General features: G+C 67.2%; 15 protein-coding genes. 6 read left to right on the top strand and 9 right to left on the bottom strand.

Translation table 11 applies throughout. The features are described from left to right. The first annotated feature begins 9 nt into the window (after positions 1-9). The 5 genes from SPDO_RS01890 (at position 10) to SPDO_RS01910 (ending at position 3,847) form a co-directional block, all read left to right on the top strand. Positions 10-798 (top strand): ferritin-like domain-containing protein, encoded by a 789-nt coding sequence (locus SPDO_RS01890; RefSeq protein ID WP_088365748.1) that lies wholly within the window; start codon positions 10-12, stop codon positions 796-798. A gap of 126 nt (positions 799-924) precedes the next feature. Next, a complete protein-coding gene (locus tag SPDO_RS16905) occupies positions 925-2,136 on the top strand; it encodes a M23 family metallopeptidase (protein WP_169716230.1) in 1,212 nt (403 codons plus the stop codon). 69 nt (positions 2,137-2,205) lie between these two features. Beyond that, positions 2,206-2,544, top strand: coding sequence for an iron-sulfur cluster insertion protein ErpA (gene erpA / locus SPDO_RS01900; RefSeq protein WP_088365749.1), 339 nt, complete (start codon positions 2,206-2,208; stop codon positions 2,542-2,544). Positions 2,545-2,554: 10 nt separating this feature from the next. Next, complete coding sequence (xth, locus tag SPDO_RS01905) at positions 2,555-3,325, top strand: exodeoxyribonuclease III (protein WP_088365750.1); 771 nt, start codon at positions 2,555-2,557, stop codon at positions 3,323-3,325. A gap of 279 nt (positions 3,326-3,604) precedes the next feature. Continuing rightward, positions 3,605-3,847, top strand: a complete 243-nt coding sequence (locus SPDO_RS01910) for a hypothetical protein (RefSeq protein WP_088365751.1) — start codon at positions 3,605-3,607, stop codon at positions 3,845-3,847. A 149-nt stretch (positions 3,848-3,996) separates the two neighbouring features. Here SPDO_RS01910 and SPDO_RS01915 read toward each other — a convergent pair whose 3' ends face one another. Then, positions 3,997-5,151: a GNAT family protein gene (locus SPDO_RS01915; protein ID WP_088365752.1), complete on the bottom strand. Its 1,155-nt coding sequence runs from the start codon at positions 5,149-5,151 to the stop codon at positions 3,997-3,999. A 97-nt stretch (positions 5,152-5,248) separates the two neighbouring features. On the opposite strand from SPDO_RS01915, the gene SPDO_RS01920 reads away from it, so the two are divergent. Next, complete coding sequence (locus SPDO_RS01920) at positions 5,249-6,337, top strand: fatty acid desaturase family protein (RefSeq protein WP_425441908.1); 1,089 nt, start codon at positions 5,249-5,251, stop codon at positions 6,335-6,337. A 181-nt stretch (positions 6,338-6,518) separates the two neighbouring features. Here SPDO_RS01920 and lptG read toward each other — a convergent pair whose 3' ends face one another. From lptG to pth, 8 genes are all read right to left on the bottom strand, one after another. Further along, positions 6,519-7,610 carry an LPS export ABC transporter permease LptG gene (gene lptG, locus SPDO_RS01925; protein ID WP_088365753.1) on the bottom strand — a complete coding sequence of 364 codons (1,092 nt, stop codon included), beginning with the start codon at positions 7,608-7,610 and terminating at the stop codon, positions 6,519-6,521. Beyond that, positions 7,607-8,803 (bottom strand): LPS export ABC transporter permease LptF, encoded by a 1,197-nt coding sequence (gene lptF / locus SPDO_RS01930; protein ID WP_211279970.1) that lies wholly within the window; start codon positions 8,801-8,803, stop codon positions 7,607-7,609. Before lptF ends, lptG begins: the two co-directional genes overlap by 4 nt. Positions 8,804-8,974: 171 nt before the next feature. Further along, positions 8,975-10,903, bottom strand: a complete 1,929-nt coding sequence (locus SPDO_RS01935; protein WP_088365754.1) for an ATP-binding protein — start codon at positions 10,901-10,903, stop codon at positions 8,975-8,977. A 48-nt stretch (positions 10,904-10,951) separates the two neighbouring features. Beyond that, positions 10,952-12,214, bottom strand: coding sequence for a serine palmitoyltransferase (spt, locus tag SPDO_RS01940; RefSeq protein ID WP_088365755.1), 1,263 nt, complete (start codon positions 12,212-12,214; stop codon positions 10,952-10,954). Between the two features lie 92 nt (positions 12,215-12,306). Then, positions 12,307-12,549, bottom strand: coding sequence for an acyl carrier protein (locus SPDO_RS01945; protein ID WP_046410945.1), 243 nt, complete (start codon positions 12,547-12,549; stop codon positions 12,307-12,309). A 56-nt stretch (positions 12,550-12,605) separates the two neighbouring features. After that, positions 12,606-13,487 (bottom strand): NAD-dependent epimerase/dehydratase family protein, encoded by an 882-nt coding sequence (locus SPDO_RS01950; protein ID WP_088365756.1) that lies wholly within the window; start codon positions 13,485-13,487, stop codon positions 12,606-12,608. Beyond that, the gene (proB, locus tag SPDO_RS01955) at positions 13,484-14,584 is read right to left on the bottom strand and encodes a glutamate 5-kinase (RefSeq protein WP_088365757.1); all 1,101 of its coding nucleotides are present in this window, start codon (positions 14,582-14,584) and stop codon (positions 13,484-13,486) included. The genes SPDO_RS01950 and proB overlap by 4 nt, the downstream gene beginning before the upstream one ends. A 45-nt stretch (positions 14,585-14,629) precedes the next feature. Then, positions 14,630-15,199, bottom strand: coding sequence for an aminoacyl-tRNA hydrolase (pth, locus tag SPDO_RS01960; protein ID WP_088365758.1), 570 nt, complete (start codon positions 15,197-15,199; stop codon positions 14,630-14,632). Positions 15,200-15,216 lie beyond the last annotated feature (17 nt).

The raw sequence follows: 15,216 nt of genomic DNA on the forward strand, positions 1-15,216 counted from the left end.
GGCGCTCCTGTGACCGATGTCGCGCAGGCAGCATGCCGCGTGCTGGAGGCTGCCGATCCGGCGGACAAGGTGAAGGCGGCACGTCAGGCGGCGCGCGACTGGCGGCTGGGCCGCATCGACCATGCGTTCGACGCGGCGCTGCCCGACGAGCCGGCACGGCCACCTGCGCCCGAGCTGCTGCCACCGAACCGGATGCCCAAGCGCGGCAAGGGCGGGTCGGCGCGCGGCCGCATCGCCTTGCTGCACGCGCTGGCGCATATCGAGTTCGCCGCAATCGACCTCGCGTTCGACATGGCGGCGCGGTTCGGCGCGCAGTTCCCGCGCGCGTTCGTCGACGATTGGTTCTCGGTCGGGGCGGATGAGGCGATGCACTTCGCCATTCTGGACCGGCGCTTGCGCGCGCTCGGCAGCCACTATGGCGCGCTGCCGGCGCATGCGGGCCTGTGGGAGGCGGCACGCGCGACGGCAGACGATGCCCTGGCGCGGCTCGCCGTCGTGCCGATGGCGTTGGAGGCACGTGGGCTGGACGTGACGCCAGCCACCGTTGCGCGGTTCAACGCGGCTGGCGACACGGCGAGCGCGCGCATCCTGCAGCGCATCTATACCGACGAAATCCGGCATGTTCGCTTTGGAACCAAATGGTTCGAGGCGAGCTGTAAGGAGCGCGGGCTGATTCCGTCCGCACACTGGCAATTGCTGATCGGCACGCAGTTTCGCGGCGTGGTGAAGGGTCCGTTCAACGACTCGGCGCGCGACTCTGCCGGCCTGACGCGGGAATATTACGCCGCCCTTGCCTAATATCTCCAGATCGAGACAGTGATCCTTGTCCGGGGAGCGGGGGGCCGCGAACCAGACCTGTTTAGATTCAAGCACGTGGCGCTTGCGCGTCACTGCTGCCGTATCAACGATCTCGCTCGGGGTTTGATGTCCAATTCTTTTTCCGCGCCGGTGAACCGCATTGCCGCTGGCGCCCGCTTGCTCTTTTCGCCACGCAACGTCGTCTTCCACGATGGGCGCTCCGTTCGCCGGATGCGCCTGGGACGCGGTGCGCAGAGCGCCTTTGTCGGTGCGGCGGCTGTTGTGGTCGGCTTTGCCGGCTACGGTGCCGCGACCGCAACCACGCAGGCGGCATCGGCTGCCGGCCTGACCGCGGCGCCGCACAACGAGCAGCGGATGGCCAGCATGGAGCGCAAGCTGGCGCACATGCAGACGCGCGTGGTGACGATCCGCAAGAGCGCCGAGCAGCATGCCTCGCGGCTTGAGCAGCGCCAGGCGCTGCTCGCCGCGGCGCTGACCGGCGTGGGTGACGAAAAGAAGCTGGCGCTGGCCACGCTGAAGATCGACCCGACCGGCGATCGTCTCGCCGCGTTCGCGCTGGCACCGTTCGGCAAGGTGGAACAGCGCCAGGCGCTGCTCGCCAATGTCGCACTGGATCAGCTGCAGGCGCGCTACCAGCATGCGACGCAGGAAATTCGCGAGCGCGGGCTGCGGCCCGAGCGGCTCGTGAAGGGCCGCAAGCAGCAGGCCGCGATGGGTGGTCCGCTGATCCCGGCGGCAAGTGCCGAGGCGGCTGCTGACCTGAATGCCGATGCGCAATTCCGCTCGCTATTCATGACGTGGAAGAAGCTCGACACGCTGGAACAGGGCGTGATCTCGATCCCGTCGGTGCAGCCGGTCGCGCACCTCAGCTTCACCAGCAACTTCGGCGTGCGCAGCGATCCGTTCCGCGGCACCGCGGCGATGCATGCCGGCGTCGACATTCCCGGCCCGACCGGCACGCCGATCTATGCAACCGCCGATGGCGTGGTGAACCATGCAGGCCGCCAGGGTGGCTATGGCAATCTGATCGAGATCAACCACGGCAAGGGTATCACCACCCGCTACGGCCACCTGTCGAAGATCATCATCAGCGACAATGCGCGCGTCCGCCGCGGCCAGATCATCGGCCTGATGGGCTCGACCGGCCGCTCCACCGGCCCGCACCTCCACTATGAGGTCCGCATCGACGGCGCCGCCGTAAACCCGATCCCCTTCCTCACCACGGCCGACTATCTGCTCGCCGCACAGGATCGCTCGGTTGGCGAGATCCCCGTGTCGACCACCGGCCCGGCCGCGCAGGATGCGACCGGCCACTGATCCCAGTCGCCCGAACCCGCGAGTGGATCGCGGGTTGCGGGCAGGGTAGGGCAGGCTTATCTCCGCAGCATGGCTACACTCGCTGCCGATATCGCCCTGACCGCCGCCGCCGCGGCGCGCGTCGCCGCCATCGCGGCGAAGCAGAACAAGCCGGCGATCCTGCGCCTCTCGGTGGAGGGCGGCGGCTGTTCTGGCTTTCAGTACAAGTTCGGCTTTGCAGACGCGCCGGAAACCGGCGACGTTATCGCCGAAACCGATGGTGTCCGCCTGGTGGTGGACGACGTGAGCGTCGATCTGGTGCGCGGCGCCTCGGTTGATTACGTCGAATCGCTTGGCGGTGCGGCGTTCAAGGTCGACAATCCGAACGCCGCATCGGGTTGCGGTTGCGGCACCAGCTTCTCGGTGTAATGCCATTGGCGTGAAAATCGTCAGCTACAACGTCAACGGCATCAAGGCGCGCCTGCCGCGCCTGCTGGAATATCTCGCCGAGCAGCAGCCCGACATCGTCTGCCTGCAGGAACTGAAATCCAGCGACGAAACCTTTCCGATCCAGGATGTGCGCGATGCGGGCTATGGCGCCTGCTGGCACGGGCAGAAGGGCTTCAACGGTGTCGCCGTGCTCGCGCGCGGCGCCGATCCCGTGGAGCGCCAGCGCGGGCTGGAAGGTGAGCCGGAGGATGAGCACAGCCGCTATCTCGAATGCGAGGTCGATGGGCTGACGGTCGCATCGATCTACCTGCCCAACGGCAATCCGCAGCCCGGCCCGAAATTCGACTACAAGCTACGCTGGATCGAGCGCCTGTCGCAGCGCGCACGCGCCTTGCTCGCCGCCGAGGTGCCGGCGGTTCTCGCGGGCGATTACAACGTCATCCCCAACGACGACGATACCTTCTCGGTCCGCGCGATGGCGGACGATGCGCTGATGCAGCCGGAAAGCCGCGCTGGCTACCGTGCGCTGCTCGCGCAGGGCTGGACCGACAGCCTGCGCGTTCGCCATCCGGGCGGTGGCATCTGGACGTTCTGGGATTATCAGGCGGGCGCGTGGCAGCGCGATGCCGGCTTCCGCATCGATCATCTGTTATTGTCGCCGGCCGTCGCCGATCGCCTGATCGATGCTGGCGTCGACAAGGAATATCGCGGGCGCGAGAAGGCGAGCGATCACGCGCCCACCTGGGTTCGCTTGCGCTAGCAGCCACGGCCGCCGCGTGAGAGCGTGGCGTGTAAATCTCATGTGACAGTCAAAAGACGTTCGCCCGCGGACGCGCCTTGTTGGCGTGTTCGATTGCGAACGGTTGATATTCGGCAAGATCCGCCGCGTCTTGGCAAAGCTCACCGAAGATCAGTGATGGCCACACGGCGCGAAAACCTAAGTCCTTGATTCCACGTGGTGAGAGCGTTTGGCACGGCCCCTGCAATAGGTCTGGTGGCAACGCACTAGGGCGCTGCCGGACCTGAAAGGACCTTTGCCATGACGATCATCGCTCTCGCCGCCGCCCTCGCTTTCGGCACCGCTGCTCCCGAGCCTGCGCCGTCACCCGCGCCCGTCACCGCCGCGGCCGAGCAGGGCATGCTCCGCTCGATCAATCCCGAAGCCGACATGCGCCGCGTCTGCGTCGTCGATACCGTCACCGGCCCGGGTTCCGCCCGCCGCTACTGCCAGTCGCGCGCCCTCTGGATTGCGCAGGGCACCGATCCGCTCGCGAAGCGCTGAATGCCTCCCCCGGGGGCACAAGGGGGTAAGCTTGGTAACAAAAGAAAGGTGGAGGCGCTGGGGTTCGCGTCGAAAAGGGGCCGATCGCCCCGATCGCGAACCTCAGCCAGCGCCAGCCAGTCTCACCGATATCGCACTGAAAAGGCGCGTCACAGCGCCTTTTCGTACACCTGATACACCTTGTTGACTCGGCTATCGATCGTCTCGGCGATCGAGCGCATGCCCTGGTTGTCGTCAAGGATCCAGCCGATCTCGCCGCGCGTCGCCCCATAGCGCGTCACGGAGGCGCGGCGGATATATTCGATCATCATGAAGGCAAGCTGGCTCGCCATGCGCGAGGATTGCAATTCCTTCACCACCCCCATCAGCGGCACGCGCATCGTGCGCACCTGCGGGCGCCGCAGCCACAGGAGCAGCTTCGCCCAGCCGAACGGCAGCAGCGAGCCGTTCAGTTTGGCAAGCGGTTCGTTGAGGTCGGGCAGGGTGATCATGAAGGCGACGGGCTTGCCGTCCAGCTCGGCAATGCGGATGAGGTCATTGAAGACGATCGGCTTCAGCTTGACGCCGACGTCCTTGATCTCGGGCGGGGTCAGCGGAACGAAGCCCCAATTGTCGCTCCACGCATCGTTGAGGATCGACAGGATGATCGCCGCCTCCTCGTCGAAGCGCGACTTGTCGACCTCGCGCACGGTGATCCGCGGGTTCTTTTCGCCCGACTTGATGATGCGCTGGACGATCGGCGGGAATTCCTGCGTGATGTCCAGTTCATAGGTCATCAGCTGCTTTGCCGGCTGATAACCGGCGCGCTCGATCCAGCCGCGATATTCGGGCTTGGCGTGGCCCATCATCACGGTCGGCGCATGGTCATAGCCTTCGATCAGCAGCCCCGGCTCTTCCCAGATCGACTGCGAGATCGGGCCGAGCACGCGCGTCATCCCCTGATCGCGCAGCCACTGCTCCGCCGCTGCCAGCAGAGCCGTGAACACCCCCTCGTCTTCGGCCTCCATCAGGCCCCATTGGCCGGTGCCGGGCCCGAAGCCCTGGTCCGCCGGCATCTCCAGCGCGAGCGTATCGATATGCGCCGATATGCGCCCGACCACCGTGCCGTCACGCTCCGCCAGGAAAAGTCGTGCCTTGGCGTGGCTATACCACCCGTTTTTCTCGGGCGTGATCAGCCCCAGCGCCTCGCCCTTCAGCGGCGGCACCCAATTGGCGTCGTCGCGATAAAGGCGGAACGGCAGATCGACGAATGCCTTGCGATCGCGCTTGGTCTGCACGGGACGGATGGAAAGGGAGCCTGCCATGATCCGCCCTGTAATCGCCTGGAGCGATCATGGCGAGCGGGCTTTTCCGCGTGTAACAAGGGTGTTGAAGCCACCAAGTCGCCACTATCTTCGTGCAATGGACATCCCCATGACGACCACGACCTTTGCCCGCACCAGCGGCGCAGCCGCACCGCGCGCGCCGATCGCCGACGATCGCGCCATGCTGAAGGCGGCGGCCGAGCTGACGCGTGATCTCAACGCGCCGCGCCCCGCCGTCTATTGGGGCGACTTCCTCGCGTCGGCGGCGCTGGGCTATGCGGCGCTCGGCGTTGCGATAGCGGCGGGTCCGCTTTGGCTCACGCTGATCGCAGGCGTGGTGTCGATGCTGGCGCTGTACCGCGGCATGAGCTTCATTCACGAGCTAACGCACGTGAAGCATGCCTCGCTGCCCGGCTTCCGCATCGGCTATAATGTGTTCATCGGCGTGCCGATGCTGGTGCCCTCCTTCATGTACGAAGGGGTGCATAATCTGCACCACGCGCGCACCCGCTACGGCACCTCGGACGATCCCGAATATCTGCCGCTGGCGCTGATGAAGCCGTGGTCGCTGCCGCTGTTCGTCTTGGTCGCCGCGCTGGCCCCGGTGGCGCTGGTCTTCCGTTATGGCATCCTCTCGCCGCTGTCGGTGATCGTGCCCGGGCTGCGCAAGGTGGTGGTGGAGCGCTATTCGGCGCTCGCGATCAATCCGCAGTTCCGCCGCCGCATGCCGGAGGGCGAGGCCGCCAAGCAGTGGAACCTGATCGAGACCGCCTGTGCGCTTTGGGCCATGTCGCTGATCGCGCTGGTCGTGACGGGCGCGCTCTCGCTGCGCGCCTTTGCCATCATGATGGCGGTGGCGTCCGCCGTGGCGGTGGTCAATCAGCTGCGCACCCTCGTCGCGCACCTGTGGGAGAACGAGGGCGAGGCGATGACGGTGACCGCGCAATACCTCGACTCGGTCAACGTGCCGCCGCCCTCGACGCTGCCCGCGCTCTGGGCGCCGGTGGGTCTGCGCTACCATGCGCTGCACCACCTCCTGCCGGGCCTGCCGTATCACGCGCTGGGCGAGGCGCACCGCCGCCTCAGCGGCGTGCTCGACAAGAGCTCGCCCTACTACAAGGCGAATTACGCCGGCATGCCGGGGCTGGTGGCGAAGATCGCGCGCAGCACCATGCTGCCGCGCTGATCAGGTCTGCCGCTAAGGTCTAATCAAGCAACGCTGGATCGGCGGCGGCACCGGCCCGCTCCCCCACAGTTTATCCCGGAAGGAAGGCCAGGTGGGGTAGCGGGCCGGTGCCGCTTCCACGCACGTGAATAGACTTCAGCGCCCGCCGCGAATAGCGGCCGGCCAATCTTCTACCGCAGGTTCATTCTTCCGTCCGCAGCAGCACGGCCTCGCCGATCAGCAGGAACAGGAGGAACGGCGCCCACGCCGCTAGGAACGGCGGGTAAGCGCCCAGATTGCCCATCGCGAGCGCGAAATTGTCGGCAACGAAATAGGCAAAGCCAAGCGCCATGCCGATCACCGCGCGGATAAACAGCTTGCCCGATCGCGCGATGCCGAATGCGGCGACGGCGCCCAGCAGCGGCATCAGCACCGAGGACAACGGCCCCGACAGCTTGTGCCACAACGATCCTTCCAGCGCCTTGGTCGGGCGCCCGGCGGCGGCCAGATCGTCGATCGCCTCGTTCAGCGCGCTGAACGACAGCCCGTCGGCATTGACCGTGGAAAGCGTGAACTGATCGGGCGTGACGCCCCGCGCCACGATGATGGTGCCAAGATCGGTCATCTTGCCGCTCGCCACGTCGAAGCGGCGTGCCGGCCCGATCGCCCAGCCATTGCCGCTGCGCCGGCCGCGCGGTGCGGTGACGATCGCGCGCAACAGCCCGTCGTCACGCTCGTACAAGGTGATCCCGCCTAGTTGCGCCTGGTCGGCGCGCCCGGCGATCTGGTCCACCTGGATGAGGTCGTCCGCGGTTCGCACCCACACGTTGGCGCGGTCGCCCCGGTCGATCGGCATCGTGCCGTAATTCACCCGCTGCCATTGCGCGAGCGTGGCGGTGGAGCGCGACACGACGCGCTCGTTGAAGGCGAAGCTCACGATCGCAATGCCGATGCTGGCGGTGATCAGCGGCGCCAGCACCTGATGCGCCGACATGCCCGCCGCCTTCAGCGCAACGATCTCGCTGTTCTGGTTCATGGTGATCAGCGTCAGGATCGTGCCGAGCAGCACCGAAAAGGGCAGGAACCGCGCAATGATCTGCGGCACGCGCAGCGACATATATTGCCACACCTGCGCGTCCGTATTGCCGGGCACCGCGAGGATCTTGCCCGATTCGCCGAGCAGGTCGAGCGCCTGGAGCACCAGCACGAGCCCGGCGAGAATGCCGAACGTGCGCACCAGAAACATCTTGCCCATGTAGATCGCGACGGTGCGCGAGGGGAAGAAACCCATCATGCGCGGGCGCTCCGCGACCGCCGCCCCGGCAGGTACCGGGTGATCGCCTTCAGCGCCTTGCTGGCGCCGCGCTCGAGCGCACCGATCGGCTGTCCGCCGGGAACATAGGCCAAGGTGTAATACATCCAGATGATCAGCGCGGCGAAGATCGCGAACGGCGTCCACAGCGCCACGAACGGGTCGATGCGGCCAAGCTCACCGATCGAGGCGGCGTACTGGTTCACCTTGTGATAGGCGACCACCATCACGATCGACACGAAGACGCCAAGCGCGGAGGTGGAGCGCTTCGGCGGCACGCCCAGCGCCACCGCCAGCAGCGGCAGCAGAAACATCATCAGCACCTCCGCCAGCCGGAAATACAGCTCCGCCTGGCTGCCGTCGCGCAGCTCCGCATTGCCGCCGCCGATGCCGATCCGCGCCAGCTCGGGAAGGGTATATTCCAGGTTCCGGCCGCCGCGCGCGCGGAACTGCTCGAATTTCGGCAGGTCGATCGGCAGGTCGTGCGCGCTGAAGGTCAGCACGCGCGGCGTCGGGAAGTTGGCGCGATTGTGGATCAGCGTCCCGTCGGTCAGGCGAAAGATGATCGTGTTGGGATCGTCGGTCGCGAAAAACTGCCCGCGCTGCGCGGTCACGCTGATCCGGTCGCCCTTGGGCGTTTCGGCGCGCACGAAAATGCCCGACAGCTCGCGTCCCTTGTCGCGGCTCCGCTCGATCCGCAGCGTCAGGCGATCGCCCAGATGCGTGAACTCACCGACCTTGATCGAGGCGCCCAGCGCGCCGGTGCGCAATTCGAACCGCAGCCCCTCATAGGCGTAGCGCGCCCGCGGCTGAATGAAGCCGACGATCGCCAGGTTGATGAGCGCGAGGCCGATTGCGTACATATAGGGCACGCGCAGCAGCCGGCCGTAGCTCATTCCCACGCCGCGCATCACGTCGAGCTCCGACGAAGTGGCAAGGCGACGAAACGCCATCAGCACGCCCAGCATCAGCCCGATCGGAATGCCGAGCCCGAGATACTCGGGCAGCAGATTGGCCAGCAATTGCCACACGACGCTTACCGGGCCACCCTCGGTCGCGACAAAGTCGAACAAGCGCAGCATCCGGTCGAGCACCAGCAGCATCGCCGAGATCACCAGCGTGGAGAACAGCGGCAGCGCGATCAGCCGGGCCATGTAGCGGTCGATCGATTTCATGCGGGCGGCTGGCAGCTCAATCTAGCGGATGGGTGGCCGGTATAGGCCAGCGGACGGCGTTCGCCACCCCCTTTGCTGAACGCGCCGTCCGAAGACAACGCCTGTTCGCGGGGCAGCGCAGCGTTGAACCGATCGTAGCGGCAAACGATCCGTCACCCTGGCGCCCTGGCGCTATTCGGCCGCCAGGCTGTGCAGGTCGCCGGTGCGCTGCCGCGCCATCGCCTCCGCAATGGCCCGCTCCAGGCCGACCAGGGTGAACGGCTTGCGTAGCACGTGATGCCCGCCGAAATGCTCCGGATCGCGGGTCTCGCCGGCAAAGCCGGTGACGAAGAGCACCGGGATTGCCGCGTACTGCCGATCGAGCGCGGCGATCATCTCCGGCCCGGTCTGCCCCGGCATCAGCACGTCGCTGAGGATCAGGTCGACGGGGGCGTGTTCTTCGAGCGCTTGCGGTGCCTGCGCGGGGTCGGGGCAGGGCAGGGCGGTGTGGCCGAGTTCGGTCAGCGCACCGACGGTCGCGGAAAGGACGCGCGGATCATCCTCCACAACCAGAATCTTGAGCGATCCGGTGGCGGGTTGCTCGATCGCTTCGGGCTGGTCGTGCGCCGGCTCGCTCGCCTCTCCGAGGTCGCGCGGAATGCGCAGGCAGACGGTCGTGCCCGCACCAGGCGCCGTGTCGATGATGGCGTCGCCGCCCAGTTGCCGCGTGAACGAAAATGCCTGGCTGAGGCCGAGCCCAGTGCCCTTGCCCATCGGCTTGGTCGTGAAAAACGGCTCGAACACGCGTTCCGCCACTTCGGGCGCCATGCCGCAGCCGGTATCGCGAACCGCGATCGTCACCAGCTCGCCATTGTCCGACGGCTCTAGCCGCGTGGTGATGGTCAGCAATCCGCGCCCGTCCATGGCATCGCGCGCATTCACCGCCAGGTTCAGGATGCAGTTTTCCAGCTGCACGCGATCGGCGTGGACGCAGGCACCAGCTGTCTCGTCGACGATCTCGACGGTGATCCCGTCGCCGAGCGTCCGGTCCATCAAGTCGCGCATGGTGGCGAGCAGCGTGCCGACCGGCACCCGTTGCGGGTCGATCGGTCCCTCGCGGGCAAAGGCGAGCAGGCGGCGCGTCAGCTCTGCGGCACGCAGCGCGCCCTCGCGTGCGCTCTCGATGTGTCGCCCGGCGTCGCCGGCCGCACCCGCGGCGGACCGCTGCGCCAGTTCGAGCCCGCCGATAATGATGGCGAGCATGTTGTTGAAATCGTGCGCAATGCCGCCGGTCAGCTGGCCGATGGCATCCATCTTATGCGCCTGCCGCAGCCGCGCCTCCTGCGCGCGCAACTCATCGGTCGCTTCGCGCACAGCGACCGCAAGTTCGGCGGCTCTGGCGCGCTCGGCATCCGCCTCCGCCTGCGCCTGCGCGCCTGCCGTCAATAAACGGACCGTCATCCAGCCAAGCACCAGCGCGCCCAGCAGCAGCAACACGCCAAAGGCGGAAAACACGAACGCCGCCCTCGTCGATCGCGTCACCAGCGCCATGGTCGCTGCCGTCCGCTGGATCAGCACGTCGCGCTCGCCGGCGATGATCTCGTCAAGCACGGTGCGGATCTGATCCAGCGCCGGCGCCTGCCGCGCGGCATAATAGCGGGACAGCGCCTGCTGGTTCTTGCCGTAGGTGGTGGACAGCGCAATCAGCGACAGTTCCTCGCCGCGCTTCTGATAGGCGGATCGCAGGCGGGCGACGCGTTGCTGCTGTGCAGCGTCGTCGCGCGTCAGCGATGACAGTCGCTGGATCTGGTCCCCGGCACGTCGCCAATCATCGAAATAGGATTGGCCGAGCTGCTTGTCCCCGGAGATGACGTAGCGGCCGAGCGACGCCTCCGACTGTGCGATCGTGCCCGACAGCGTCCGGGCCAGGATCATCACGTCATAGCTGTGCGATTGCAGCGACACCGCGCGGTCGCGCTGCCGGTTCGCCTCGCCCAATGCGAGGATCAGCGCCACGAGCACGCCGATACCCAGCACACCGATCACGATAAGCGTGATGGTGCGCCGGGCTGAAAGCAGCGCCCTGGGGGCTTCGGCAGCCTTGTCCGCGATCACGGGCATGGGACTATCAGATGGGACGACTCGGCGGAAGCGGTGCCGGCGCGCGGTTCAGGCGATCACGCCGGTGGCGCGGCCGGCGGCTTCGAACATCGCGATCACCTTGGCCATCTGCTCGGGCGTATGCTCCGCGCAGACCGAGCAGCGCAGCAGGAACATGCCCGCCGGGGTTGCCGGCGGCCGCGCCACGTTGACGTACAGCCCGGCCTCCAGCAGCCCGTGCCACATGCGGACGGCCGTTTCCTGATCGTCGAGGATCACGGCGACGATGGCGGACTCGGGCGTATCGGTCGGCAGGCGGAAGCCGAGCTGCTTCAGCCCGCCATGCAGCTGCCGGGTGTTCGCCCACAGCTGCGCGCGCTTGTCCTTGGCGTGCATCAGCTTGCGGATCGAGGCGGTGGCGGACGCGACCACCGCCGGCGGCAGGCTGGCGGTGAAGATATAAGGGCGGCAGACGAAGCGCAGGATCTCGAACTTGGGATGGTTCGACACGCAGAAGCCGCCAACGGTGCCGACCGACTTGGAGAAGGTGCCGATCACGAAATCGACCTGATCCTCCAGCTCCTGATCTTCATACACGCCGCGGCCATTGGGGCCGAAGAAGCCCATCGAATGCGCCTCGTCGACCAGCACCATCGCACCATGTTTCTTGGCGACGGCGACCATTTCCTTCAGCGGCGCGATATCGCCGAGCATCGAATAGACGCCTTCGAGGACGACGAGCTTGCCCGGCTCCTTGGGCAGGCGCCCGAGCCGTTTGTCGAGATCCTCGACCGAATTGTGGCGGAAGCGGACGATCTCGGCATTGCCCATGGCGCAGCCGTCATAGATGGACGCATGGCTGTCGGCGTCGAGGATGATATACTCGCCTTTGCCGGCAATGGCTGAGATGACGCCCAGGTTCGCCTGATAACCCGTTGAAAAGACGATCGCGCCCGACATGCCATAGAAGTCGCGCAGCGCCTGCTCGACTTCCATGTGATCGTGGAAGGTGCCGTTCAGCGCGCGGCTGCCGTTGGTGCCGCTGCCGAACCTGTCGAACGCCTGCTTGCCGGCGGCGATGACGTCGGGATCGAACGTCATGCCCATGTAATTGTAGGTGCCGAGCAGGATCGTCTCGCGGCCCTTGATCACCGCGACGGTGGGGCTCTTCACCTCCTCCATCACGATGCCGAACGGATCGCGCACGCCAGAATCGAGCAGCGCCTGCCGTTCCGCGATCAGCGGCGCGAACTTGTCGAACAGGTCACGCTCCGGCGCCACGGTGGCGGGCTCAGCGGGCAGGGCTTCAGCCTGAAGGCCGGTTTCGGTCATGTCTTGTCTAATCCCAACCGTTCAAATCGGGTCGTGTCATTTCACCACGGGCGCCATGCGGGCGATGTCCGCGCACGGCGTGAAACGGGCGTTCAGTTCTTCAGCTTGGCGACCGCATCGGCAAGCTGGCCCACCGTCTCGATCTCGGCCTGCATGTTCATCGTGATGATGATGTCGAACTCGTCCTCGATCGCCGCGACGAAATCCATCACGGTCAGCGAATCCCATTCGAGATCGCCCTGGAAGGTCGTCGCCTCGGTGACCGTCACGCCCTTCTTGTTGAAGGGTTCGATCTGGGCCTTGACGGTGTCGAAGATGCTATCGCGGTCGCTCATGCCGGGTCCTTAGCTGCAAGCAGCGAAGGTGCCAATCGAATGCGGCGGAAGCGTGGTCATCGTGCGATGGCGTAAGACCGCGCCGTCTGCGCCATGCCCTGGTCGAGCGCGATCTGCGGCACCCACAGGTTTGCCGGCGGGCGACGATCGGCTCGCGCGGTCCAGTCGGGATGGCTCAGATACGCGACCCGGTCGAGCGTCAGCTTGGCGCCGTCGCCGCGCAGCGTGCGATCCAGCCGAGCGGCAACGCGCATCAGCGCCTCCGGCAAATGCATCGGCAGCACGCGCCGTCCCACCGCGCGGCCGATCGCGGCGGCGAGATCGGCATGGGTCAGCGTCTCGCCGTCATCGACCTCGTATAGTTCTTCCGCGCCCGGCCGCTCGGCGAGCAGGACCAGCAATCGCGCCAGGTCCGCGACATGGATCAGCGACACGCGCCCCGGCGGCGGCAGAAAGGCAAGGCCAAGCCGCGCGAGCCGGAACATGTCGCGCATCTCGGTATCGCCGGGGCCATAAACGCCGGTCGGGCGCACGATCGTCCAGTCGCTGGCGCTCTCCGCCACGATCGTCTCCGCCTCGCGCTTCGACCAGCCGTATACCGATAGCTGCGGCTCGCGCGCCGACAGCGACGACACATGCACCAGCCGCCGCACACCCGTCGCCGCGATCACCGCGCGCGTCCCGTCGATATTGCCCGCAACGAACCCCGCCTTGTCGGGCGGGTTGACCACGCCGGCGATGTGGATGACCGCGTCGGCGCCGTCGATCAGCGCGGCAAGGCTTGCCGCATCGTCCAACGCCCCCGCCACCCAGACAACGCCTTCGCGCGTCGCCTGCGGCCGCCGCGTCAGCGCCCGGACCTGATGCCCCGCCGCCAGCGCTGCATCGATCGTCGCCCGGCCGACAAAGCCGGTGCCGCCGGTCAGCGCCAGGATCACAGCAGCGCCATATGATTGCGGTGGATCAGCGCTGCGCGCGGCGCATAGCCGAGCAGCGCCTCCTGCTCCTCGCTGCGCCGGCCAAGCAGCCGCTGCATCTCGCCCGCGTCATATTCCGCCAGCCCGCGCGCGATCGGCCCGTCCGGCCCCGCGATCGTCACCACGTCGCCGCGCGCGAAATCGCCCGACACCGCCGTCGCCCCCGCCGCCAGCAGACTGCGCCCTTCCGCCAGTGCCTGCGCCGCGCCCGCGTCCACCGTGACGACGCCGTTCGCCGTCAGTCGCCCCGCCAGCCAAGCCTTGCGGGCGCTGGCGCGCTTCTCCGGCAAAAACATCGTGTGCCGCGCCTCGGTCGACAGCGGCCGGTCGACCCGCCCCGACGCAATCGCCAGCGCAACGCCGGCCCCCGTCGCGATCCGCGCCGCCGCGATCTTTGACACCATGCCGCCCGATCCCATGCCCGATGCCGAGCCGACGTCCGCCATGCCGGCGACCCGCGCGTCGATCTGCGCGACCACCGGGATGTGCACCGCCCCGGGCTGCGCCGGATTGCGATCGTAAAGGCCGTCGATGTCGGACAGCAGCAGCACGCCATCCGCGCCCGCCGCCTGCGCCACGCGCGCCGCCAGCCGATCGTTGTCGCCGAAGCGGATCTCGGCGGTCGCCACGCTGTCGTTCTCGTTGATCACCGGCACCGTGCCGAGTTGCAGCAGCCGCCCCAGCGTCGCCGCGGCGTTGAGGTAACGGCGGCGATCCTCCAGATCGTCCAGCGTCACCAGCATCTGCGCCGCGGTCAGCCCGTTCTCGCCGAGCACCTCCGCCCAGGTTTGGCAGAGCGCGATCTGCCCGGTCGCCGCCGCCGCCTGCGCATCCTCGAGGCTCGCTCGCCCGCCACGCGGCAGGCCGAGCCGACGCGCCCCCAGCGCGATCGCGCCGGAGGAAACGATCGCCACCTGCTGCCCGGCACCGGCACGCGCGGCGACGTCGGCAGCGATGCCCGCCAGCCAGTCGCGCCGCACCGCGCCCGCCGGGTCGACCAGCAGCGCCGAGCCGATCTTCACCACGAGGCGCGGGCAGGTGTCAGGCGAAAACAGCATGGCCCCTGCGCGATACTGCGCGCGGCCGCGATGGGGAAGGGGCGCTCAGCCCTGTAGCCTAAGCGCCACGTCGTTCATGAAGCGCACGTCATCGCCCGCCGCCAGCGTCGGTGCCTCCGCCGCCAGCGCACCGAGCAGGTCGCTCAGCGGGTCCATTTCGCTCTTGGCGTAATTGCCGAGCACATGGCCCGTCACGCGGTCCTTGTGCCCCGGATGCCCGATACCCAGCCGCACGCGCCGAAACTCTGGTCCCAGATGCTGGTCGATCGAGCGCAGCCCATTGTGCCCCGCCAGCCCGCCGCCCATCCGCACCTTCACCTTCATCGGCGCAAGGTCGAGCTCGTCATGAAAGACGGTCAGCACCTCGACGCCCAGCTTGTAGAAGCGCAGCGCCTCGGCCACGCTGCGGCCGCTCTCGTTCATGAACGTCGCGGGCTTCAGCAGCAGCACCTTCTGATTGCCCAGCCGCCCCTCGCGCACCCAGCCCTGGAATTTCTTCGCCGTCGCGCCGAAGTCATGCACCTCGGCGATCGCATCGACCGCCATGAAGCCGACATTGTGTCGCTGCATCGCATGTTGCGGGCCCGGATTGCCCAGGCCGACCCATAGCTGCATCACCGATCCATCCGTAT

The sequence above is a fragment of the Sphingomonas dokdonensis genome, assembly GCF_002197685.1.
Taxonomy (GTDB): Bacteria; Pseudomonadota; Alphaproteobacteria; order Sphingomonadales; family Sphingomonadaceae; genus Sphingomonas; species Sphingomonas dokdonensis.